The organism is Streptomyces sp. NPDC002640, assembly GCF_053592575.1.
The window spans coordinates 328,769-351,533 of the sequence record NZ_JBSFVZ010000002.1; the positions used below are offsets into that span (position 1 = coordinate 328,769).

The window sequence follows — 22,765 nt, forward strand, 5'->3', positions numbered from 1 at the left end:
CTCGGTGGGAGAAACGCCCGCCCTCGCACGGCCGGTTCCCTCTGCCCCCGTTTTCCCCCGTTCGGCCCCCTCCACGGCTCCCTGCGGCCCCCGGGCACGCCGAAGGGCGGCCACCCCCAGGGGTGACCGCCCTTCCGCTCGCGTGGAGCTACCGCTTACTGGTTGTACGGACCGTAGTCGTAGTCCTCCAGCGGCACCGCCTGGCCGGAGCCGGCGCCGAACGGCGAGTAGTCCATGTCGTCGTAGCCCACCGCCGAGTACATGGCGGCCTTGGCCTCCTCGGTCGGCTCGACCCGGATGTTGCGGTAGCGGGACAGACCCGTACCGGCCGGGATGAGCTTACCGATGATGACGTTCTCCTTGAGGCCGATCAGGGAGTCGGACTTGGCGTTGATCGCCGCGTCCGTCAGGACCCTGGTCGTCTCCTGGAAGGACGCCGCCGACAGCCACGACTCGGTCGCCAGCGAGGCCTTGGTGATACCCATCAGCTGCGGACGGCCGGAGGCCGGGTGGCCGCCTTCCTGGACCACACGACGGTTCTCGGTCTCGAACTTCGAGCGCTCCACCAGCTCGCCCGGCAGCAGCTCCGCGTCGCCGGACTCGATGATCGTCACGCGGCGCAGCATCTGCCGGATGATGATCTCGATGTGCTTGTCGTGGATCGACACGCCCTGCGAGTTGTAGACCTTCTGGACCTCGCCGACCAGGTGGACCTGGACCGCACGCTGGCCGAGGATGCGCAGCACGTCGTGCGGGTTGGTCGCACCCATGGTGAGCTGCTGACCGACCTGGACGTGGTCGCCCTCGCCCACCAGGACCTTGGCGCGCTTCGAGATGGGGTAGGGCATCTCGTCGCTGCCGTCGTCCGGGGTGACGACGAGCTTCTTCGTCTTCTCGGTCTCCTCGATCCGCACGCGGCCGGCGGCCTCGGAGATCGGGGCGACACCCTTCGGGGTACGGGCCTCGAAGAGCTCGACGACACGCGGCAGACCCTGGGTGATGTCGTCACCGGCCACACCACCGGTGTGGAAGGTACGCATCGTCAGCTGGGTACCGGGCTCACCGATGGACTGGGCGGCGATGATGCCGACCGCCTCACCGATGTCGACCAGCTTGCCGGTGGCCAGCGAGCGGCCGTAGCACATGGCGCAGGTGCCGACGGCGGACTCGCAGGTCAGGACCGAGCGGGTCTTGACCTCCTCCACGCCGGCCTTGACCAGCTGGTCGATGAGCACGTCACCGAGGTCGACGCCCGCCGGGGCGAGCACCTTGCCGTCGACGACGACGTCCTCGGCGAGGCAGCGTGCGTAGACCGAGGTCTCCACGTTGCCGACCTTGGCGAAGACGCCCGCCTCGTCGCGCTCGGCGATCTTCAGCTTGAGGCCGCGCTCGGTGCCGCAGTCCTCCTCGCGGATGATCACGTCCTGCGAGACGTCCACCAGACGACGGGTCAGGTAACCCGAGTCGGCGGTACGCAGAGCGGTGTCCGCGAGACCCTTACGGGCACCGTGGGTGGAGATGAAGTACTCCAGCACGGACAGGCCCTCACGGAAGGACGCCTTGATGGGACGCGGAATCGTCTCGTTCTTGGCGTTCGACACCAGACCACGCATACCGGCGATCTGACGCATCTGCATCATGTTTCCTCGGGCACCCGAGTTCACCATCATGGAGACCGGGTTGACCTTCGGGAAGTTGTCGCTCATGGCCTCGGCGACCTTGTTGGTCGCCTCGGTCCAGATGCCGATGAGCTCGTTGGTGCGCTCTTCCTTGGTGATCAGACCGCGCTCGTACTGCTTCTGGACCTTCTCGTCCTTGGCCTCGTACGACTGGACGATCTCCTTCTTCGCGTCCGGGACGACGATGTCGGAGATGGCCACGGTGACACCCGAGCGGGTCGCCCAGAAGAAGCCGGACGACTTCAGGTTGTCGAGCGTCGCCGCCACGATCACCTTGGGGTAGCGCTCGGCGAGGTCGTTGACGATCTCGGAGAGCTGCTTCTTGCCCACCTCTTCGTCGACGAACGGGTAGTCCTCCGGCAGCAGCTCGTTGAAGAGCGCGCGACCGAGGGTCGTCCGCAGACGGAACGAGTCACCCTGCTGCCACTCGGCGGCGTCCTCGTCGTCGGCCGGCGGGGTCCAGCCGCGGGGCGGCATGGTGCCGACCGGGAAGCGGATGTCCACCTCGGCCTGGAGCGAGAGCTCACCGGCGTCGAAGGCCATGATCGCCTCGGCGACGGACGCGAACGAGCGGCCCTCGCCCTTGGGGTTGCGGCCCTCGGCGTCCGTGGTGAGGAAGAACAGACCGAGGACCATGTCCTGGGTCGGCATCGTCACCGGGCGGCCGTCGGCCGGCTTCAGGATGTTGTTCGAGGAGAGCATCAGGATGCGCGCCTCGGCCTGCGCCTCCGCGGAGAGCGGCAGGTGGACGGCCATCTGGTCACCGTCGAAGTCCGCGTTGAACGCGGTGCAGACGAGCGGGTGGATCTGGATGGCCTTGCCCTCGACCAGCTGCGGCTCGAAGGCCTGGATGCCCAGGCGGTGCAGGGTGGGCGCACGGTTCAGCAGAACCGGGTGCTCGGCGATGACCTCTTCGAGGACGTCGTACACGACCGTGCGGCCGCGCTCGACCATCCGCTTGGCGCTCTTGATGTTCTGCGCGTGGTTCAGGTCGACCAGGCGCTTCATCACGAACGGCTTGAAGAGCTCCAGCGCCATCGCCTTCGGCAGACCGCACTGGTGCAGCTTGAGCTGCGGACCGACGACGATCACGGAACGCGCGGAGTAGTCCACGCGCTTGCCGAGGAGGTTCTGGCGGAAGCGGCCCTGCTTGCCCTTGAGCATGTCGCTCAGGGACTTCAGCGGACGGTTGCCCGGACCGGTGACCGGCCGGCCACGACGGCCGTTGTCGAACAGCGCGTCCACGGCCTCCTGGAGCATGCGCTTCTCGTTGTTCACGATGATCTCGGGCGCGCCGAGGTCGAGAAGCCGCTTCAGGCGGTTGTTGCGGTTGATGACGCGGCGGTACAGGTCGTTCAGGTCGGAGGTCGCGAAGCGGCCACCGTCCAGCTGCACCATCGGACGCAGGTCCGGCGGGATGACCGGCACGCAGTCGAGCACCATGCCCTTGGGGCTGTTGCTGGTCTGCAGGAACGCGGAGACGACCTTGAGGCGCTTGAGCGCACGGGTCTTCTTCTGGCCCTTGCCGGTGCGGATGATCTCGCGGAGCTTCTCGGCCTCCTCCTCGAGGTCGAAGGACTCCAGCCGCTTCTGCAGCGCGGCGGCGCCCATCGAGCCGTCGAAGTACGTGCCGAAGCGGTCACGCAGCTCGCGGTAGAGCATCTCGTCGCCCTCGAGGTCCTGGACCTTGAGGTTCTTGAAGCGGTTCCACACCTCGTCGAGGCGGTCGATCTCGCGCTGGGCGCGGTCGCGGAGCTGCTTCATCTCGCGCTCGGCACCGTCGCGCACCTTGCGGCGCACGTCGGCCTTGGCGCCCTCGGCCTCGAGCTCGGCGAGGTCGTTCTCGAGCTTCTTGGCGCGGGCCTCGAGGTCCGCGTCACGGCGGTTCTCGATCTGCTGACGCTCGACGGAGACGTGGGCCTCCAGCGAGGGCAGGTCGCGCTGACGACGCTCCTCGTCCACGTACGTGATCATGTACGCGGCGAAGTAGATGACCTTCTCGAGGTCCTTCGGGGCGAGGTCGAGCAGGTAGCCCAGCCGCGACGGAACGCCCTTGAAGTACCAGATGTGGGTGACGGGGGCGGCGAGCTCGATGTGGCCCATCCGCTCACGGCGCACCTTGGCGCGGGTCACCTCGACGCCGCAGCGCTCACAGATGATGCCCTTGAAGCGGACGCGCTTGTACTTGCCGCAGTAGCACTCCCAGTCCCGGGTGGGACCGAAGATCTTCTCGCAGAAGAGCCCGTCCTTTTCCGGCTTGAGCGTGCGGTAGTTGATGGTCTCGGGCTTCTTGACCTCGCCGTGGCTCCACTGACGGATGTCGTCAGCGGTCGCCAGACCGATCCGGAGCTCGTCGAAGAAGTTGACGTCGAGCACTATGCGTCAATCCCTCTCAGGGTTGTAAGTCTGTGGTCTGAAACGGGGGTCGCGGGATCGGCGGGGGGCCGGCCTGTCGGGCAGGCCCCCCACCGGACTCCCGTCAGACCTCTTCGACGCTGCTCGGCTCGCGCCGGGACAGGTCGATGCCGAGCTCCTCCGCAGCGCGGAAGACGTCCTCGTCGGTGTCACGCATCTCGATGGACATACCGTCGCTGGACAGCACCTCCACGTTGAGGCACAGGGACTGCATCTCCTTGATGAGCACCTTGAAGGACTCGGGGATGCCGGGCTCAGGGATGTTCTCGCCCTTGACGATGGCCTCGTAGACCTTCACGCGGCCGGTCACGTCGTCGGACTTGATGGTCAGCAGCTCCTGGAGGGCGTACGCGGCGCCGTAAGCCTCCAGCGCCCACACCTCCATCTCACCGAAGCGCTGGCCACCGAACTGGGCCTTACCACCCAGCGGCTGCTGGGTGATCATGGAGTACGGGCCGGTCGAGCGGGCGTGCAGCTTGTCGTCGACCAGGTGGTGCAGCTTGAGGATGTACATGTACCCGACCGAGATCGGGTCCGGGAACGGCTCGCCGGAGCGGCCGTCGAACAGCCTCGCCTTGCCGGACGGCAGCACCATGCGCTGGCCGTCGCGGTTCGGGATGGTGTGCTGCAGCAGGCCGGCGAGCTCGTCCTCACGCGCACCGTCGAAGACCGGGGTCGCGACGTTGGTGCCGGGCTCGACGGCGTCGGCGCCGATCGCCTGGAGGCGGCGGGCCCACTCGTCGGCCAGGCCGGAGACGTCCCAGCCGCGGCTGGCGAGCCAGCCGAGGTGGATCTCCAGCACCTGTCCCGGGTTCATCCGGGACGGCACACCCAGCGGGTTGAGGATGATGTCGACCGGGGTGCCGTCCTCCAGGAACGGCATGTCCTCGATCGGCAGGATCTTCGAGATGACGCCCTTGTTGCCGTGACGGCCGGCGAGCTTGTCACCGTCGGTGATCTTGCGCTTCTGCGCGACGTAGACGCGGACCAGCTGGTTCACGCCCGGCGGCAGCTCGTCGCCCTCCTCGCGGTCGAAGACGCGCACGCCGATGACCTTGCCGGTCTCGCCGTGCGGCACCTTCAGCGAGGTGTCGCGGACCTCACGGGCCTTCTCACCGAAGATCGCGCGCAGCAGGCGCTCCTCCGGGGTCAGCTCGGTCTCACCCTTGGGCGTGACCTTGCCGACCAGGATGTCGCCGGCGATGACCTCGGCGCCGATGCGGATGATGCCGCGCTCGTCGAGGTCGGCCAGGACCTCCTCGGAGACGTTCGGGATGTCCCGGGTGATCTCCTCGGGGCCGAGCTTGGTGTCACGGGCGTCGACCTCGTGCTCCTCGATGTGGATCGAGGAGAGGACGTCGTCCTGCACGAGGCGCTGCGACAGGATGATCGCGTCCTCGTAGTTGTGACCCTCCCACGGCATGAACGCCACGAGCAGGTTCTTGCCGAGGGCCATCTCGCCGTTCTCGGTGGCCGGGCCGTCGGCGAGGACCTGACCGGTGATGATCCGGTCGCCCTCGTTGACGATGACCTTCTGGTTGACCGAGGTGCCCTGGTTGGAGCGGGAGAACTTGGCCAGGCGGTACGTGATGTACGTGCCGTCGTCGTTGGCCGTGGTGATGTAGTCCGCGGAGACCTCCTGGACCACACCGTCCTTCTCGGCCTTGACCACGTCGCCGGCGTCGACGGCGGAGCGGTACTCCATGCCGGTGCCGACCAGCGGGGCCTCGCTCTTGATGAGCGGCACGGCCTGGCGCATCATGTTCGCGCCCATGAGGGCACGGTTGGCGTCGTCGTGCTCGAGGAACGGGATCATGGCGGTCGCGACCGACACCATCTGGCGCGGCGAGACGTCCATGTAGTCCACGTCCTCGGGGCCGACGTAGTCGACCTCGCCGCCCTTGCGGCGGACCAGCACGCGGGCCTCGGCGAAGTGGAGCTCGTCGGTCAGCGGCGCGTTGGCCTGCGCGATGACGAAGCGGTCCTCCTCGTCGGCGGTCAGGTAGTCGACGTCGTCGGTGACCTGGCCGTCGATGACCTTGCGGTACGGGGTCTCGACGAAGCCGAACGCGTTGACGCGGCCGTAGGAGGCGAGCGAGCCGATCAGACCGATGTTCGGGCCTTCAGGGGTCTCGATCGGGCACATGCGGCCGTAGTGCGACGGGTGGACGTCACGGACCTCGAAGCCGGCCCGCTCACGGGACAGACCGCCGGGGCCCAGCGCCGACAGGCGGCGCTTGTGGGTCAGACCCGACAGCGGGTTGTTCTGGTCCATGAACTGGGACAGCTGGCTGGTGCCGAAGAACTCCTTGATGGAGGCGACGACCGGCCGGATGTTGATCAGGGTCTGCGGCGTGATCGCCTCGACGTCCTGGGTGGTCATGCGCTCGCGCACGACGCGCTCCATACGGGCGAGACCCGTACGGACCTGGTTCTGGATCAGCTCGCCGACGTTGCGCAGGCGGCGGTTGCCGAAGTGGTCGATGTCGTCGGTCTCGACGACCACGGTCGAGCCGTTGTCACCGACCGTCTCGGTCTCGCCGGCGTGCAGCTTCACCAGGTACTTGATCGTCGCGATGATGTCCTCGACGGTCAGGATCCCGGCGTCCAGCGGGGTGTCCGTGCCCAGCTTCTTGTTGACCTTGTAGCGGCCGACCTTGGCCAGGTCGTAGCGCTTGGGGTTGAAGTAGAGGTTCTCGAGCAGCGTCTGCGCGGCCTCACGGGTCGGGGGCTCGCCCGGACGCAGCTTGCGGTAGATGTCCAGCAGCGCGTCGTCCTGGCCCTGGGTGTGGTCCTTCTCCAGGGTGGCGCGGATGGACTCGTACTCGCCGAACTCCTCGAGGATCTGCTCGGTGGTGTAGCCGAGCGCCTTGAGCAGCACGGTGACCGACTGCTTGCGCTTGCGGTCGATGCGGACACCGACCATGTCGCGCTTGTCGATCTCCATCTCCAGCCAGGCACCCCGGGAGGGGATGATCTTGGCGGAGAAGATGTCCTTGTCGGACGTCTTGTCGATCGAGGAGTCGAAGTAGACGCCCGGCGAACGGACCAGCTGCGAGACCACGACACGCTCGGTGCCGTTGATCACGAAGGTGCCCTTGTTGGTCATGAGCGGGAAGTCGCCCATGAAGACCGTCTGGGACTTGATCTCGCCGGTCTCGTTGTTGGTGAACTCGGCGGTGACGAAGAGCGGAGCCGCGTACGTGAAGTCGCGCTCCTTGCACTCCTCGATGGAGTTCTTCGGGGGCTCGAAACGGTGGTCGCGGAAGGTCAGCGACATCGACCCGGAGAAGTCCTCGATCGGGGAGATCTCCTCGAAGATCTCCTCCAGACCGGACTTGGTGGGGACGTCCTGACCTGACTCCAGAGCCGCCTCGACGCGAGCCTTCCACGCGTCGTTGCCGAGCAGCCAGTCGAAGCTCTCGGTTTGCAGCGCCAGAAGGTTCGGAACCTCGAGGGGCTCCTTGATCTTTGCAAAGGAGATGCGCAGCGGGGCGGTGCTGGCACCGTTGTTCGTATTCGCGGTCGAGGCAGTGCGCGAGGCGGCCAAGAGGGGGTCCTTCCGAGGGCTCGGACTCACTACGCGCGTACCGGCCCCCCGCAGAGGGGAGGAAGGGAGGACGAAATCCCAGGTCGGGACGGTCCGGCCTTCCTGGCTCGAGCGAGGGCAGACCCCTGGTGACGGGCAGGGGGCAGCTAACAGGCAGCGCAAAGGGTCAGTGTAGCCACATGGCTCACTGATGTCCAGTGCGGGTATGCGTGAACCCCACGAATGCCGTTGACCCTCGCTGTTCTCGACACCTTGTCTCGTCACCGTCTCGACGGCGCCTCGGGCTGGAGCGATACCCCCCTGCCGTCAACGCACGGTGATACTGCCCTCTTCGCCGCCGATCCATGCCTCGGATACGGATCGTGTCGCGGCGCGAACTGAGAATCGCGCGCCACGTGCGGTTCGTCAAGGGCTCCCCGCCGACCGGCTGTTCCCCGGCGGCGCGCTGCCACGGCCACCGGAAAGCACTGCGTGCGGGACTCCCCGGGCACGGCGAAGATCACCATACCCCGAGCCACCGACACCGCAAGGAGCCCGCCGGAGGGCCCGGGAAACGCCGAAGAGCGACCACCCACTTGGGTGATCGCTCTTCAGTGCTTCAGCGTTACAGCCCGCTCACGCGGAGGCTGTCACGACCGAGCCGGGATCCCTGCGGATCCGTGAGGTCACTTGACCTCGACGGAGGCGCCGGCGCCCTTGAGGGACTCGGCGGCCTTCTCCGCGGCCTCCTTGTTGACCTTCTCGAGGACGGGCTTCGGGGTGCCGTCCACCAGGTCCTTGGCCTCCTTCAGGCCGAGGGAGGTGAGCTCGCGCACGACCTTGATGACCTGGATCTTCTTGTCGCCGGCACCGGTGAGGATGACGTCGAACTCGTCCTTCTCCTCGACGGCCTCGGCGGCGCCGCCAGCGGCACCACCGGCGACGACGACCGGCGCGGCAGCGGCGGCGGTGACGTCGAACTTCTCCTCGAAGGCCTTCACGAACTCGGAGAGCTCGATGAGGGTCATCTCCTCGAACTGGGCAAGCAGGTCTTCCTGGCTGAGCTTCGCCATGATGGCGGTCCTTCCACTCAATCGGCAGGTGGTGCCGGATGTACTGGGTGAGGCGGGCGTACGTTGGGCCCGCTGTTGATCCCCGACGCGCTCAGGCGGCGGCGATCAGAAAGCGAGCCGAATTACTCGGCACCGCCCTGCTCGTCCTGCTTGGCGCGAAGCGCGTCCACGGTGCGGACGAGCTTCGACGGGAGCGCCTGGAAGACAGAGGCAGCCTGGGACTGCTTGCCCTTCATGGCACCCGCCAGCTTGGAGAGCAGAACCTCGCGGGACTCGAGGTCCGCAAGCTTCTTGATCTCGTCGGCGGACAGCGCCTTGCCGTCAAGGACACCGCCCTTGATGACGAGATTCGGGTTCTCCTTGGCGAAGTCACGGAGACCCTTCGCCGACTCCACCGGGTCACCGGTGACGAAGGCGACCGCCGTCGGACCGTTGAACAGGTCGTCGAGCGAGGAGATCCCGGCCTCGTTGGCCGCAATCTTGGTCAGCGTGTTCTTCACCACGGCGTACTGGGCGTTCTCACCGAGCGAACGGCGCAGCTGCTTGAGCTGGGCCACGGTGAGACCGCGGTACTCGGTCAGCACGGCGGCGTTGGAGCTGCGGAACGCGTCCACGAGCTCGGCAACCGCGGCAGCCTTGTCGGGCCTCGCCATAGAGCCTCGGCCTCCTTCCGGGTGATTCGGACCGCGCGGACCCGAAGGAGGACTGGGAAAAACGAAACGCCCCATGCGCAGGCGCACGGGGCTCAGCTCGACCGGCACGGCTCAGGCCGTTCCGGGAACTCATCCACGGTCACCTACGCGGGTCGTCCGCACTTCAGCGGATCCTTCGGCCACCGCACCCTCATGCGAGCGCACGGCAACGACCAGCGGTCTTTGGCTTCCTCGGAAGAGTACGCGAGGGGGGCGCCCCGGAGCAAATCCGCCCGGGACGCCCCCTTTTCACACGGGGACCGGAACCGTCAGGCGCCGGAACCCGTGCCAGCGCCCGCGCCCGCGCCCGCGCCCGCCATCATCTCGGCCAGGTCGAAGGTCTCCTCGGCCGGCGGCGGCGTGACCTTCGCCTTGGTGCCGAACTCGGAGAGGTCCATCCGGATCTCCATCTCCCCCAGGGAGGAGTCCATGACGATGTCCATCCGGGCGGGCAGGTCGTCCTCCGTCACCCAGACCTCGATCTCGTAGGACTTCACCCCGGCCGTCTCGACGGTGGCCGCCAGCTTCTCGCGCTGGGCCTCGGTGAGGTCGTCGAAGGCCTTGTTGGAGTCGATCATCTCCGCGACCGGCACGGTGCCCTTGTAGTGCTCGGTCTCCAGGCCGTTGACCTTCTCGGCGCCCAGGTGCTGGATGTTCGGCGACTCCAGCAGGATGGCCAGCGACTCGGCCGGGTTCTGGTTCATGTTCTCGTTCATGGCGCCGGAGAGGCCGGACGCGCCGGCCCCGCCCTGCTTCTCGGCGGACTTGGCCAGCTCGGCGAAGTCCATCTTCATCCAGCGCTTGCCGTCCATCTCCGCGGCGGCGGCCTCACCCATGTCCATGTACATGGCGTTGTCGACCATCAGCGTCCGGATCTCCTCCGGCGCCCCCGGCTGCCCGCCGCCGAGCGCCTCGCCCGACATCGTCACGTCCAGCAGGCCCGGGTCCCAGCCCTGGACCCCGCTCATGGTGATCTCGCCGCCTTGGGGGCCGGGGACGGTCATCGTCAGCTCGACGTGGGCGGTGTTGACGTCGGAGGTCTTCTCGAACGCGGCGGCCAGCGCGGCCTCCGGGTTGGCTCCCCCCTTCGCCTGGGAGGCGGCGTCCGTCCGGCCGGCCGTCTCCTCACCCTGGCAGGCGGAGGCGCCGAGCAGCACGGCCGAGACGGCGGCGACGGCGGCCAGCGGGCGACGGGTGCGAAGTGTCATGGGTGATCCCCCGGGATCGTTGCCGGTATGCGTACGCGACCCGGTCCCGGTGCCGCGCGTGCGGCGCCCCTTCGAGTCGTCCTCCACCCTAGGCACGGGGTACGACAGCGCGTCCCCCTTTTTCCGGCACTGTTGGCGACCGCCGCGTTGCCCGGTCCCGGAAACGGTGTCCGGGCGGCCGGAAACGGTGGTGGCCCCGCCCCCGGAGAGGGGGCGGGGCCACCGGAAGAATCCGTCGCGGTGAGCGTCAGGCTCAGACCGCGGCCGGGTCCTCCTCGACGAGGAGGTTCCGCGTACGGTTCGAGTCCAGCGGGATGCCGGGACCCATCGTCGTGGAGAGCGCGGCCTTCTTGATGTAGCGGCCCTTCGCGGCGGACGGCTTCAGACGGAGGATCTCCTCCAGCGCGGCGCCGTAGTTCTCCACCAGCTGGGTGTCGTCGAAGGACGTCTTGCCGATGATGAAGTGCAGGTTCGAGTGCTTGTCGACCCGGAACTCGATCTTGCCGCCCTTGATCTCGGTGACGGCCTTCGCGGTGTCCATGGTGACGGTGCCGGTCTTCGGGTTCGGCATCAGACCACGCGGACCGAGCACGCGGCCGAGGCGGCCGACCTTGCCCATGAGGTCCGGGGTGGCGACGACGGCGTCGAAGTCGAGGCGGCCCTTGGCGACCTCGTCGATGAGCTCGTCGGAGCCGACGATGTCGGCACCCGCGGCACGCGCGGCCTCGGCACGGTCGCCGGTCGCGAAGACCAGGACCCGGGCGGTCTTACCGGTGCCGTGCGGGAGGTTCACGGTGCCACGGACCATCTGGTCGGCCTTGCGCGGGTCGACACCCAGACGGAAGGCGACCTCGACGGTGCCGTCGAACTTGGTCGTGGAGGTCTCCTTGGCGAGACGGACGGCCTCGAGCGGGGCGTAGAGCTTCTCCCGGTCGATCTTGGCGTCCGCAGCGCGGAGAGACTTGCTGCGCTTGCTCACTTCTGCTCCTGAGTACTGAGAGGAGTCGTGGTCCGGGCCGAGCAGGCCCTTCCACGTCAACTGCTACGGGTGGTGGTCAGCCTTCGACGGTGATGCCCATGGAACGGGCGGTGCCGGCGATGATCTTCGCGGCGGCGTCGATGTCGTTGGCGTTGAGGTCGGGCATCTTGGTCGTGGCGATCTCACGGACCTGCGCGTCGGTGATCTTCGCGACCTTGGTCTTGTGCGGCTCGCCGGAGCCCTTCTCCACACCCGCGGCCTTGAGGATCATCTTCGCGGCCGGCGGAGTCTTGGTCACGAAGGTGAAGGAGCGGTCCTCGTAGACCGTGATCTCCACCGGGATGACCCAGCCACGCTGCGACTCGGTCGCGGCGTTGTAGGCCTTGCAGAACTCCATGATGTTGACGCCGTGCTGGCCCAGCGCGGGGCCGACCGGCGGGGCCGGGTTGGCCGCGCCGGCGTTGATCTGGAGCTTGATGAGCCCCGTGACCTTCTTCTTCTTGGGAGGCATGTGCTCTCTCTCCGGGTCTTAGTGAGAGTTTCGAGCCAACCATCCGAATCAGCCGGATGGAGGCATACCGCACCACGATAACGGGTATCCATGTGCGGCTGAAAACCGAGCAGGTCAGACGGCCACCGAAGTGTGCCGTCCGACCTGTTTCGGAAGTCTTTGGATCAGTTCTTCTGGATCTGGTCGAAGGACAGCTCGACCGGGGTCTCGCGGCCGAAGATCTCGACCAGGCCCTTGACCTTCTTCGAGTCGGCGTTGATCTCGTTGATCGTCGCCTGCAGGGTGGCGAAGGGGCCGTCGGTGACGGTGACCGAGTCGCCGACCTCGAAGTCCAGGACCTGGACCTCGACCTTGCGCTGCGGCGCCGGCTTGCCCTCGGCCTCGGCGGCCTCGCGGGCGGCCTTGGCCTCGGCCTCCGGGGCGAGCATCTTCACGATCTCGTCCAGCGACAGCGGGTACGGGTCGTAGGCGTTGCCCACGAAGCCGGTGACGCCGGGGGTGTTGCGGACGACGCCCCAGGACTCGTTCGTCAGGTCCATGCGGACGAGCACGTAGCCGGGCAGCTTGTTCTGCTTGACCGTCTTCCGCTCGCCGTTCTTGATCTGGACGATCTCTTCCTCGGGGACCTCGGCCTGGTAGATGAACTCCTCGACGTTCAGCGACACGGCACGCTGCTCGAGGTTGGCCTTCACGCGCTTCTCGTAGCCGGCGTACGTGTGGATCACGTACCAGTCGCCGGGCAGCGTGCGCAGCTCCTCGCGGAGGGCGGCGACGGGGTCCACGGCCTCGGCCTCGGCGGCCTCGGTCTCCTCGTCGGCCTCCGCGGCAGCGTCAGCGGTCTCCTCCGACTCCTCGGCGTCGCCCTCGGGCGTCTCCTCGACGTCGGCGTCGGCAGCCTCGACCTCGGCGGAGGTCTCGGTGTCCTCGGTGTCCGCGCCCTCGACGATCTCGAGCTCGTCCTCGACGGCCTCGACCGACTCGCTGGCGTCGTTCAGGTTCGGGTCAGACACGGTGGCTGCTTCTTCCTGGGTACATGGGGGTTGATGCCGTTCCGCCGGCGCCGCCTGCCGGGGCGCTCCCCGCCGGGCCTCTCGCGGGAGAGACGTCGACGGTCCAACGGAACACTGGGGTTCAGCCTAGCGGACGATTCGTCCCTGTCAGGTGTTCATGAACACCGGGCCAGGACGCGAACAAGGGCGCCGTTTGCACGGCGCCCTGTCTGCTGCGATGCGGTTCCAGGTGCTGCTGGGGCTATCCGAAGACCCAGCCGGCGGCCTCGTCGAGACCGAAGTCGATCACCGTGACCAGGCCGATCATGATCACCACGAAGATGATGACCACGGTGGTGTAGGTGCTGAGCTGACTGCGGGTGGGCCAGACGACCTTGCGAAGCTCCGCGACGATCTGGCGGTAGAAGAGCGCCAGGCGCTTCAGCGGGCCCTTCTTGGCGCGCTTTCCGCCCTTGCGCGGCTTCTTGTCTTCGTCCTGGGCGTCAGGCATGTCGATGGAGCCCACGGCGTCCGTCACTCGTCCTCACCTGAATCCCGGGTCATGCCGTGCACGAGCCCGGTATGAGCCGCACGGCGGTGCATAGCAGTACTGACATGCGCACACATCCTGGCTAGGTGTGTGTAGCAGGGCCGGAGGGACTTGAACCCCCAACCGCTGGTTTTGGAGACCAGTGCTCTACCAATTGAGCTACGACCCTTTGTGGTGTCCACCAACCTACCGCATGGAATCGGGAGACTCGCAAGCTCCCGACCGGCACGGTCCGTCGGCGTCCAACGAGGTGAGAGTGTACGTGCTCTTGGGCCCGGCGTCGAACATAAAGTTCCGCGACCCCCGCCCGCCTCGGGAAAGACCTCGGGAAGAGCCTCGGGAAGAGCTCCGGCCGCGGCACCCGGATGGGCACGCCTGTGCACCCCTTGTTCACTCCGCGAACCGGGATGCCGACGCTGTTTCCTTTCTGAAACCATGGCGGCCATGAGCGCAGCTACCTCTCCGACCGAGCGGCGGGTGTCCGCCCGCATCGGCGCGATCTCCGAGTCCGCGACCCTCGCCGTCGACGCCAAGGCCAAGGCCCTGAAGGCCGCCGGGCGCCCGGTGATCGGCTTCGGCGCCGGCGAGCCGGACTTCCCGACGCCGGACTACATCGTCGAGGCCGCGATCGAAGCCTGCAAGAACCCGAAGTTCCACCGCTACACCCCGGCCGGCGGCCTGCCCGAGCTCAAGGCCGCGATCGCCGCCAAGACGCTGCGCGACTCCGGCTACGAGGTCGACCCCTCGCAGGTGCTGGTGACCAACGGCGGCAAGCAGGCCATCTACGAGGCCTTCGCCGCGATCCTCGACCCGGGCGACGAGGTCATCGTCCCGGCCCCGTACTGGACCACCTACCCGGAGTCGATCCGCCTGGCCGGCGGCGTCCCGGTGGAGGTCGTGGCCGACGAGACCACCGGCTACCGGGTCTCGGTCGAGCAGCTCGAGGCCGCCCGGACCGACCGCACCAAGGTCGTCCTGTTCGTCTCCCCCTCCAACCCGACCGGCGCGGTCTACAGCCGTGAGGACGCCGAGGCCATCGGCCGCTGGGCCGTCGAGCACGGCTTGTGGGTGCTGACCGACGAGATCTACGAGCACCTGGTCTACGGCGACGCCTCCTTCACCTCGCTGCCGGCCCTGCTGCCCGAGCTGCGCGACAAGTGCATCGTGGTCAACGGCGTCGCCAAGACGTACGCGATGACCGGCTGGCGGGTGGGCTGGATCATCGGCCCCAAGGACGTCGTGAAGGCCGCGACCAACCTGCAGTCGCACGCCACCTCCAACGTCTCCAACGTGGCCCAGGCCGCCGCGCTGGCCGCCGTCTCCGGCGACCTGACCGCCGTGGAGGAGATGCGCGAGGCCTTCGACCGCCGCCGCCGGACCATCGTGCGGATGCTCAACGAGATCGACGGCGTGGTCTGCCCGGAGCCGGAGGGCGCGTTCTACGCCTACCCGTCGGTGAAGGCGCTCATCGGCAAGGAGATCCGCGGCCGCCGTCCGCAGAACTCCGTGGAACTCGCCGCGCTGATCCTGGAGGAAGTGGAGGTCGCGGTCGTCCCGGGCGAGGCCTTCGGCACCCCCGGTTACCTGCGGCTCTCCTACGCGCTGGGCGACGAGGACCTCGTCGAGGGCGTCAGCCGCGTCCAGAAGCTGCTGGCGGAGGCTCAGGACTGAGCCCGGCGGACCCCGTGGGCGGGGCCGGTGCGTGGGGTCACGCACCGGCCCCGTCCCCTTTTCGCCCGGTTTGCCGGACCGTTTTTTCGTTCGGGCAAGGTCCCTGAGGAGGAACGGGGTAGGAGAGGGCCATGGGAGTACGGCAGGATCGGGCAATGGAGCGCGTACGTGATCTCACCAAGCTGCCGAAGGCTCATCTGCACCTGCACTTCACCGGTTCGATGCGCCCCCAGACCCTGCTCGAACTGGCCGACAAGCACGGCGTCCGTCTGCCGGACGCGCTGACCGGGGCGGAGCCCCCGCAGCTGCGCGCCACCGACGAGCGGGGCTGGTTCCGCTTCCAGCGGCTCTACGACGCCGCCCGGAACTGCCTCCGGGACGAGGAGGACATCCGCCGGCTGGTCCGGGAGGCCGCCGAGGAGGACGTCCGGGACGGCTCGGGGTGGCTGGAGATCCAGGTGGACCCGACCTCCTACGCGCCGCGGCTGGGCGGCCTGATCCCCACCATGGAGATCATCCTGGACGCGGTGGACGCGGCCGCCCGCGAGACCGGCCTGGGCATCCGGGTGCTGGTGGCGGCGAACCGGATGAAGCACCCCCTGGACGCGCGGACCCTGGCCCGGCTGGCGGTGCGGTACGCGGACCGCGGGGTGGTCGGCTTCGGCCTCTCCAACGACGAACGCCGGGGCCTGGCCCGTGACTTCGACCGGGCCTTCGCGATCGCGCGGGAGGGCGGCCTGCTCGCGGCGCCGCACGGCGGCGAGCTGACCGGCCCGGCCTCGGTGCGGGACTGCCTGGACGACCTGGCGGCCACCCGGATCGGCCACGGCGTGCGGGCGGCGGAGGACCCGCGGCTGCTCCGGCGGCTCGCGGACCGGCAGATCACCTGCGAGGTGTGCCCCTCCTCCAACGTGGCGCTGGGCGTCTACGACAAGCCGGAGGAGGTCCCGCTGCGCACCATGTTCGAGGCGGGGGTGCCGCTGGCACTGGGCGCGGACGACCCGCTGCTCTTCGGCTCCCGGCTGGCCGCGCAGTACGAGGTCGCCCGGGAGCACCACGCCTTCGACGACGCGGAGCTGGCCGAGCTGGCCCGTCAGTCGGTCCGCGGCTCCGCGGCGCCGCCGGAGGTGCGGTCCCGTCTGCTGGCCGGCATCGACACCTGGCTGACCTCGCCGGCGTGACGGCGTGACCGCGGGGGCGGCCGGAGGTACGCCGGGGCCGGCCAGGGGGCGGGTCGTGAGGTGAGCCCGGTGCTCAGAGGCCGACGCCCACCATGACCGGCTCGTTGACCAGCGTGACGCCGAACGCCTCCCGGACGCCGGCCACCACCTCGCGGGCCAGGGCGAGCAGGTCCTCGGTGGTGGCCTCGCCGCGGTTGGTGAGGGCCAGGGTGTGCTTGGTGGAGATACGGGCGGGCCCGGTGCCGTAGCCCTTGGTGAAGCCGGCCTTGTCGATCAGCCAGGCGGCCGAGGTCTTGGTGCGGCCCTCCCCCGCCGGGTAGGCGGGCGGCGTCACGTCGTCGCCCAGCCGCTCGCGGACCCGCTCGCGGAAGGCGGCGAAGGCCTGGTCGTCCAGGATCGGGTTGGTGAAGAAGGAGCCGGCGGACCACGTGTCGTGGTCCTCGGCGTCCAGCACCATGCCCTTGCCGGCCCGGAGCTTCAGGACCGTCTCCCGGGCCTGCTCCAGCGGCACCCGGTCCCCGGCCTCGACACCCAGGGCCCGAGCGGTCTCGGGGTACTTCACGGGGGCGGACATGCCGCCGGCGTCCTCCAGCTCGAAGCGGACCCGCAGGACGACGTAGCGGTCGGGGTCTGCCTTGAAGCGGCTGTGCCGGTAGGAGAAGGCGCACTCGGCGTTGGACAGGGTGACGGTGCGTCCCTCCGCCCGGTCGTAGGCGATCACCTCGGTGATGGTGGAGGAGACCTCCTGCCCGTAGGCGCCGACGTTCTGGATCGGCGTGGCGCCCGCCGAGCCGGGGATGCCGGACAGGCACTCGACGCCTGCCAGACCGGCCTGGACGGTGCGCGCCACGGCCTCGGACCAGACCTCGCCGGCGGCGAGCTCCAGCCGGGTGCCGTCGAGCGAGAAGCCGCTGGTGGCGATGCGCAGGGCGGTGCCCTCGAAGCCCTTGTCGCCGATGACGAGGTTGGACCCGCCTCCGACGACCAGCAGGGGCGTGCCGGAGGCGTCCGCCTCGCGGACGGTCTCGATCACCTCGGCGTCGGTGGTCGCGGTGATCAGCCGGCGGGCCGGCCCTCCGAGACGGAAGGTGGTCAGCGGGGCGAGCGGGGCGTCATGTCGTTCCTGCACGCGCACCAGCCTACGAGACCCGGCCGCCCGGTTCCCCCGCGGGCGCGGGGGCCGGGGCGGCCGGGGCGGCCGGGCCGGTCAGCCGAGGCGGCGCAGGACCTCGTCCCAGGCGACCGGCAGGCCGTCGGCGGGCGTGCTCCAGGAGGCGTACCGCTTGTCCTTCATGGTGGCGGACAGCCCGCGGGCGGCCGGCCCGTGCGGGCGGGAACGGGCGAAGGCGCGCAGCGCCTCGGGCGACTCCCAGGCGGAGACCGTCCAGAACGTCCGCCGCAGCGGAGCGGCGCGCAGGCTCGCCCCGTACGCGCCGGGCGCGGCGGCCACCTGACGCCAGACGGCGGGGGTGCCGAGGAGGAACCTCAGCGCGCCCCAGCGGGTGCGGGTCTCGAAACGGGACGCGAACACGTGCACGTCGGCGCCCTCGGGGGGCGGGTTGGGCACGGTCCACGGCAGGGTCGGCATGACAGGTCTCCCTCTCGTCACGTACGGGCACTCGGCGGTACGGGGGTCGCGCGGCGGGTCGGCCGGCGCTCCGGCCCGACGGGGACAGCTCGCGGGGCGGGGCAGCGGGACGGTCCGGCGGGGACGGTTCGCGGGTCGGGCCGGCGGGGCGGTCCGGCGGGTCGGCGGGGCGGCGGGTCTGCTCATGGTCCGGCGGATCGGCCGACGCTCCGGCCCGACGGGGACGGCTCGCGGGGCGGTCCGGCGGGTCGGCGGGGCGGCAGGTCTGCTCATGGTCCGGCGGATCGGCCGACGCTCCGGCCCGACGGGGACGGCTCGCGGGGCGGGCCGACGGGGCGGGCCGGCGGGTCGGCGGGGCGGCGGGTCTGCTCATGGTCCGGCGGATCGGCCGGTGCTCCGGCCCGGCGGGTCGGGGCCGCGGGGCGGCCGGTGGGTCGGTCGGTGCTCCGGTCCGGCGGGACAGCTCGCGGGTCGGGCTCGCGAGGCGGTTGGCGGATTGGTCGGCGCATGGTCCGGCGGGTCGGGTCGGTGCTCCGGCCCGGTGGAACGGGCCCGTGGGTCGGGCCTGCGGGGCGGCTCGCGCGTCGTTCCCGCGGGGCGGTCAGCGGGGCGGTCGGCGCATGGTCCGGCGGGACGGGCCTGCGGGAGGCTCAGCACCGGTCCGGTGGGGCGGCCGGCCGGCCAGGGCCCGTGGGTCAGCCGTAGGGCGGGCTCGTGGGTCAGCCGCTGTCGGGCAGGTGACCGGGGGACGCGGAGGCGACGGCCTCCGCCTTCCGTGCCGGTCGCGGGCCGGGCTCGGCGGGAGCCGGGGCCTTCGCCGGGGAGACGGGCAGCGCCAGCGCGGCCGCGCCCGCGAGCGCCACCGTCACGGCGCCGACCGCCAGCGCGGGCCTCAGTCCCGCGACGAAGTCCGCCCCCGAACCGAGGCCCCCGGCCGCGGAGAAGACGGAGGACATCACCGCGACGCCCAGGGCGCCCCCGACCTCGCGGAGCGCGTTGTTCGCCCCGGAGGCGATGCCCCGCCGGTGCGGGAGGACGGAGGACATGACCAGGCCCGCGGCCGGGGCAAAGTAGAGGCCCATGCCGATGCCGCTGACGATCAGCGCGGGCAGTTGCGCCGCGTAGCTCACGTCCGTCGACGTGACGACGGCGAACCAGCCCAGGCCGGCCGCCTGCAGGAACAGGCCCGCGACCACCACCGGACGTCCGCCGATCCGGTCGGAGAGCACTCCCGCCAGCGGTGCGACCACCAGCGGCATGGCGGTCCACGGCAGCATCCGCAGCCCGGCCTCGGTGGGCGAGTGGCGCAGCACGGACTGCAGGAACTGGCTCAGCAGGAAGATCGACCCGAACATCCCGACGAACATCAGCAGACTCGCCGCGTTGATCGCGCTGAAGGCCCGGGACCGGAAGAGCCGCATCGGCAGCATCGGGTGCGCGGTCCGGGACTCGTACGCGACGAAGCCGATGAGCAACCCCACACCGGCGACCAGGCTGAGCAGCACCACCGGGTCCGTCCAGCCGTCGGCGGGACCGCGGACCAGTCCGTACACGAGTCCGAACAGCCCCGAGCCGGCCAGCAGGGTGCCGGTCAGGTCGAGCGGCACCTCGGCGCCGCGCGACTCGGCGAGCCGCAGACGGGCCAGCGGCAGCAGGAGCAGGCCCGTGGGGACGTTCAGCCAGAAGATCCACTGCCAGGAGATGTTCTCGGTGAGGGCGCCGCCGATGAGCGGACCGCCGGCCACCGCGAGCCCGTTGACCGCGCCCCAGATCCCGAGGGCGGCGCCCCGCCGTTCCTCCGGCACGGCGGCGGTCAGCAGGGTGAGGGTCAGCGGCATCATGACGGCCGCGCCGACGCCCTGCGCGGCGCGCGCGACGAGCAGGGCGTCGATGCCGGGCGCGAGGGCCGCGCCCGCGGAGGCCGCCATGAAGACGGCCAGCCCGACCAGGAACATCCTGCGGCGGCCGAACCGGTCGCCGAGGGCCGCGCCGAGCATCATGAGCGCGGCGAAGGTGAGCGTGTAGGCGCTGACGGTCCATTCGAGGTCGTGCAGCGCGCCGCCGAGGTCCTCGCGGATCCGGGGCAGGGCGGTGGTGACGACCAGGTTGTCCAGGCTCGCCATGAAGCCCGCGATCCCGGTGAGGGCGAGCGTCCAGGCCGTGGAGCCCTGGCGGTGACCGGTGGTGGTGCGTGGTGACATCTCTCCCCCTGAGAGTGTGCACGTGCCTGTTCCGCGCGTTCCGCGGATCTGCTGGTCCTGCGGGTACTGCCTAGTGATTGATCACTAACTTTTACGCCCATGAGAAAGGTCCGCCCCCACGACCGGCACGGCCGCGGATCCGGCTACTCCCCCGACGCCGACCCCTCCGACCCCTCCGACCCCTCGGGCCCCTCGGGTTCCTCCGGCCCGGCTTCCGCGTCGCACGGGGCGCCGAGCCCCGCCCAGACCCGGTGCCCGGCCGGGAAGCCCATGGTCACCAGGGAGTTGATGAGCATCCCCGCGGCCATGAACCGCGTGGTCTCGTCGACGTCCGACCCCAGCGGCAGGTGGACGGTGTCCCAGAGCCGCATCCAGCCGGCCCGGACCGACTCCCCGAACTCGTGGTCACCGGCCTCCTCGGCGGCGGACACGGTGACGAACATCTGCATCTGCAGCCGGAGCAGTTCCGGACGGTCGGCGATCAGACCGGTGTAGGCGCCCGCCATGGCGACCAGGGCGTCCGCCCCGTGCACACCCTTGGACGCCTCCTCGAAGGTGACCTGCAACTCCTCCATGCACCGCTCGATCGCGGCGAGGAAGAGCCCCTTCTTGCCCTGGAAGAGGCGGAAGAGGTACGGCTGCGAGACGCCGACCCGACGGGCGATCGACTCCGTCGACGTGCCCGCGTAGCCGCCGCGGGCGAACTCGCTCATCGCCGCGCGGATCACCGCCTCGCGCCGCTCGTCGGCGCTCATCCGAACCATGCCGCAAAGTTAGTACGCACTCACTAACTACGCAACCCCCGGGAAAGGGTCCCGGAAAATGGCGGACGGGGCCTCCCGGGGAGGGAGGCCCCGTCCACGGTCCGGGCCGACTCTCAGGCCAGCCGCACCACGGCACGCGACATGCCGAGGACCTTCTGCCCGCCGTGCGTGGCGGTCAGGTCCACACGGACCCGGTTGTCGTCCAGCTTGGCGGCGACCTTGCCGCTGACCTCGACCGTGGCGCCCTCGTCGTCGTTGGGGACCACGACCGGCTTGGTGAAGCGGACGCCGTACTCGACGACCGCGCCCGGGTCGCCGGCCCAGTCGGTGACCACGCGGGCCGCCTCGGCCATGGTGAGCATGCCGTGCGCGATGACGTCCGGCAGCCCGACCTCCTTGGCGAACTTCTCGTTCCAGTGGATCGGGTTGAAGTCGCCGGACGCGCCGGCGTACTCGACCAGGGTGGCGCGGGTGAGCCGGAAGACCTGCGCGGGCAGCTCGGTGCCGACCTCCACGTCGGCGTACGTGACCTTCGCCGTCATGCTCGTCATCCCTCCTCGGCGGCGCGCGCCACCAGCTTGGTCCAGGCGGTCACCACGAGCTCGCCGGTCTCGTCGTACACGTCGCCGCGGATGTCCAGGATGTCGTTGCCCGCCAGCGACTTGATCGCGTCGATGGTGGTGGTGACGGTGAGCCGGTCGCCGGCGCGGACCGGGCGCCGGTAGGCGAACTTCTGGTCGCCGTGCACCACGCGGCTGTAGTCGAGGCCCAGTTCCGGGTCGTGGATCACCCGGCTCGCGGCCTTGAAGGAGACGGCGAAGACGAAGGTCGGCGGCGCGATCACGTCCGGGTGCCCGAGAGCCTTGGCGGCCTCCGGATCCGTGTACGCGGGGGTCGTGTCGCCGATGGCGGCGGCGAACTCCCGGATCTTCTCCCGGCCGACCTCGTACGGGTCGGTGGGCGGGTAGCTCCGCCCGACGAACGACTGGTCCAGCGCCATGGGCGCCACCTCCTGCTGCCTGTGCTTGCTGCCGTAACCCTAGAACGACGCCGGACGCGCGACGCCACGGAACGACGAAAGGCCGCCCCCTCGCGGGGACGGCCTCACGTACGAGCCTGATTTATCGCGTCTCACGGTGCGCGGTGTGCGCGTTGCAACGCGGGCAGTGCTTCTTCATCTCCAGTCGGTCCGGGTTGTTACGCCGGTTCTTCTTGGTGATGTAGTTCCGCTCCTTGCACTCCACGCAGGCCAGCGTGATCTTCGGGCGGACGTCGGTGGCAGCCACGTGAAGTGCTCCTTGACGAACGGATGGGACAATATGCAGACAGAAAAATAGTAGCCGACCGAAGGACCGACCCCGCAATCGGCTACTAAGAGTAGCGGTGACCGGACTTGAACCGGTGACACAGCGATTATGAGCCGCTTGCTCTACCGACTGAGCTACACCGCTGCGGATCGATCGGTTCCCGCCTTGCGGCGGGAACCTCTCTCACCTGAGCCCCAATACGGAATCGAACCGTAGACCTTCTCCTTACCATGGAGACGCTCTACCGACTGAGCTATTGGGGCGAGCGAGGAAGACATTACACGGTCGTCCGCCGATCCCCCAAATCCGTTTCCCGGTGTCCTGCGCCGGGATGTCCCGAACCGGCCCCCGCCCCGCCCCGGCGGCCCCTCCGGACCCCCGCCTCCGCCCCGGCCCCCGCCTCCGTCCCGGCTCCCGCGCCGGCGGCA

18 protein-coding genes and 3 tRNA genes are annotated in these 22,765 nt (G+C 69.5%); 2 read left to right on the forward strand and 19 right to left on the reverse strand.

All coding sequences use genetic code 11. The features are described 5' to 3' along the window. Nucleotides 1-155: 155 nt before the first annotated feature. The 10 genes from ACWD3O_RS04125 to ACWD3O_RS04170 all read right to left on the reverse strand — a co-directional run bounded on the left by ACWD3O_RS04125 (nt 156) and on the right by ACWD3O_RS04170 (nt 13,794). Nucleotides 156-4,055, reverse strand: coding sequence for a DNA-directed RNA polymerase subunit beta' (locus tag ACWD3O_RS04125; protein WP_451410577.1), 3,900 nt, complete (start codon nt 4,053-4,055; stop codon nt 156-158). 103 nt (nt 4,056-4,158) lie between these two features. Then, a complete protein-coding gene (gene rpoB / locus ACWD3O_RS04130) occupies nt 4,159-7,644 on the reverse strand; it encodes a DNA-directed RNA polymerase subunit beta (protein WP_451410578.1) in 3,486 nt (1,161 codons plus the stop codon). A gap of 665 nt (nt 7,645-8,309) precedes the next feature. Continuing rightward, nucleotides 8,310-8,696 carry a 50S ribosomal protein L7/L12 gene (rplL, locus tag ACWD3O_RS04135; protein WP_108954831.1) on the reverse strand — a complete coding sequence of 129 codons (387 nt, stop codon included), beginning with the start codon at nt 8,694-8,696 and terminating at the stop codon, nt 8,310-8,312. Between the two features lie 122 nt (nt 8,697-8,818). Further along, nucleotides 8,819-9,349 (reverse strand): 50S ribosomal protein L10, encoded by a 531-nt coding sequence (rplJ, locus tag ACWD3O_RS04140; RefSeq protein WP_356128592.1) that lies wholly within the window; start codon nt 9,347-9,349, stop codon nt 8,819-8,821. Nucleotides 9,350-9,657: 308 nt separating this feature from the next. Then, nucleotides 9,658-10,596, reverse strand: coding sequence for a hypothetical protein (locus ACWD3O_RS04145; RefSeq protein ID WP_451414772.1), 939 nt, complete (start codon nt 10,594-10,596; stop codon nt 9,658-9,660). A 253-nt stretch (nt 10,597-10,849) separates the two neighbouring features. Next, nucleotides 10,850-11,575, reverse strand: coding sequence for a 50S ribosomal protein L1 (rplA, locus tag ACWD3O_RS04150; protein ID WP_451410580.1), 726 nt, complete (start codon nt 11,573-11,575; stop codon nt 10,850-10,852). A gap of 76 nt (nt 11,576-11,651) precedes the next feature. After that, a complete protein-coding gene (rplK, locus tag ACWD3O_RS04155) occupies nt 11,652-12,086 on the reverse strand; it encodes a 50S ribosomal protein L11 (protein WP_108954835.1) in 435 nt (144 codons plus the stop codon). A 164-nt stretch (nt 12,087-12,250) separates the two neighbouring features. After that, complete coding sequence (nusG, locus tag ACWD3O_RS04160) at nt 12,251-13,096, reverse strand: transcription termination/antitermination protein NusG (protein ID WP_451410581.1); 846 nt, start codon at nt 13,094-13,096, stop codon at nt 12,251-12,253. 241 nt (nt 13,097-13,337) lie between these two features. Beyond that, complete coding sequence (secE, locus tag ACWD3O_RS04165) at nt 13,338-13,613, reverse strand: preprotein translocase subunit SecE (RefSeq protein WP_356128579.1); 276 nt, start codon at nt 13,611-13,613, stop codon at nt 13,338-13,340. A gap of 108 nt (nt 13,614-13,721) precedes the next feature. Next, nucleotides 13,722-13,794 (reverse strand) — tRNA-Trp (locus ACWD3O_RS04170). Nucleotides 13,795-14,069: 275 nt separating this feature from the next. Here ACWD3O_RS04170 and ACWD3O_RS04175 point away from each other — a divergent pair. Further along, entirely contained in the window at nt 14,070-15,296 is a 1,227-nt protein-coding gene (locus ACWD3O_RS04175) for a pyridoxal phosphate-dependent aminotransferase (protein WP_451410582.1), read from the forward strand. A gap of 155 nt (nt 15,297-15,451) precedes the next feature. Further along, nucleotides 15,452-16,477 carry an adenosine deaminase gene (locus ACWD3O_RS04180; protein ID WP_451410583.1) on the forward strand — a complete coding sequence of 342 codons (1,026 nt, stop codon included), beginning with the start codon at nt 15,452-15,454 and terminating at the stop codon, nt 16,475-16,477. A gap of 73 nt (nt 16,478-16,550) precedes the next feature. Here the strand turns inward: ACWD3O_RS04180 and ACWD3O_RS04185 are convergent, their stop codons facing one another. From ACWD3O_RS04185 to ACWD3O_RS04225, 9 genes are all read right to left on the reverse strand, one after another. Next, the gene (locus ACWD3O_RS04185) at nt 16,551-17,606 is read right to left on the reverse strand and encodes a UDP-N-acetylmuramate dehydrogenase (protein ID WP_451414773.1); all 1,056 of its coding nucleotides are present in this window, start codon (nt 17,604-17,606) and stop codon (nt 16,551-16,553) included. Nucleotides 17,607-17,684: 78 nt separating this feature from the next. Further along, complete coding sequence (locus ACWD3O_RS04190; RefSeq protein WP_451410585.1) at nt 17,685-18,065, reverse strand: DUF3291 domain-containing protein; 381 nt, start codon at nt 18,063-18,065, stop codon at nt 17,685-17,687. A gap of 719 nt (nt 18,066-18,784) precedes the next feature. After that, a complete protein-coding gene (locus tag ACWD3O_RS04195; RefSeq protein WP_451414774.1) occupies nt 18,785-20,266 on the reverse strand; it encodes a DHA2 family efflux MFS transporter permease subunit in 1,482 nt (493 codons plus the stop codon). Between the two features lie 143 nt (nt 20,267-20,409). Beyond that, nucleotides 20,410-21,030 carry a TetR/AcrR family transcriptional regulator gene (locus ACWD3O_RS04200; RefSeq protein ID WP_451414775.1) on the reverse strand — a complete coding sequence of 207 codons (621 nt, stop codon included), beginning with the start codon at nt 21,028-21,030 and terminating at the stop codon, nt 20,410-20,412. Between the two features lie 113 nt (nt 21,031-21,143). Then, complete coding sequence (locus ACWD3O_RS04205; protein ID WP_451410588.1) at nt 21,144-21,572, reverse strand: MaoC family dehydratase; 429 nt, start codon at nt 21,570-21,572, stop codon at nt 21,144-21,146. Nucleotides 21,573-21,577: 5 nt separating this feature from the next. Then, nucleotides 21,578-22,030 carry an FAS1-like dehydratase domain-containing protein gene (locus ACWD3O_RS04210; RefSeq protein ID WP_451410589.1) on the reverse strand — a complete coding sequence of 151 codons (453 nt, stop codon included), beginning with the start codon at nt 22,028-22,030 and terminating at the stop codon, nt 21,578-21,580. 121 nt (nt 22,031-22,151) lie between these two features. Then, entirely contained in the window at nt 22,152-22,316 is a 165-nt protein-coding gene (rpmG, locus tag ACWD3O_RS04215; protein WP_003948671.1) for a 50S ribosomal protein L33, read from the reverse strand. Between the two features lie 92 nt (nt 22,317-22,408). After that, a tRNA-Met gene (locus ACWD3O_RS04220) sits at nt 22,409-22,481 on the reverse strand. 46 nt (nt 22,482-22,527) lie between these two features. Next, nucleotides 22,528-22,600, reverse strand: a tRNA-Thr gene (locus ACWD3O_RS04225). Between the last annotated feature and the right edge of the window lie 165 nt (nt 22,601-22,765).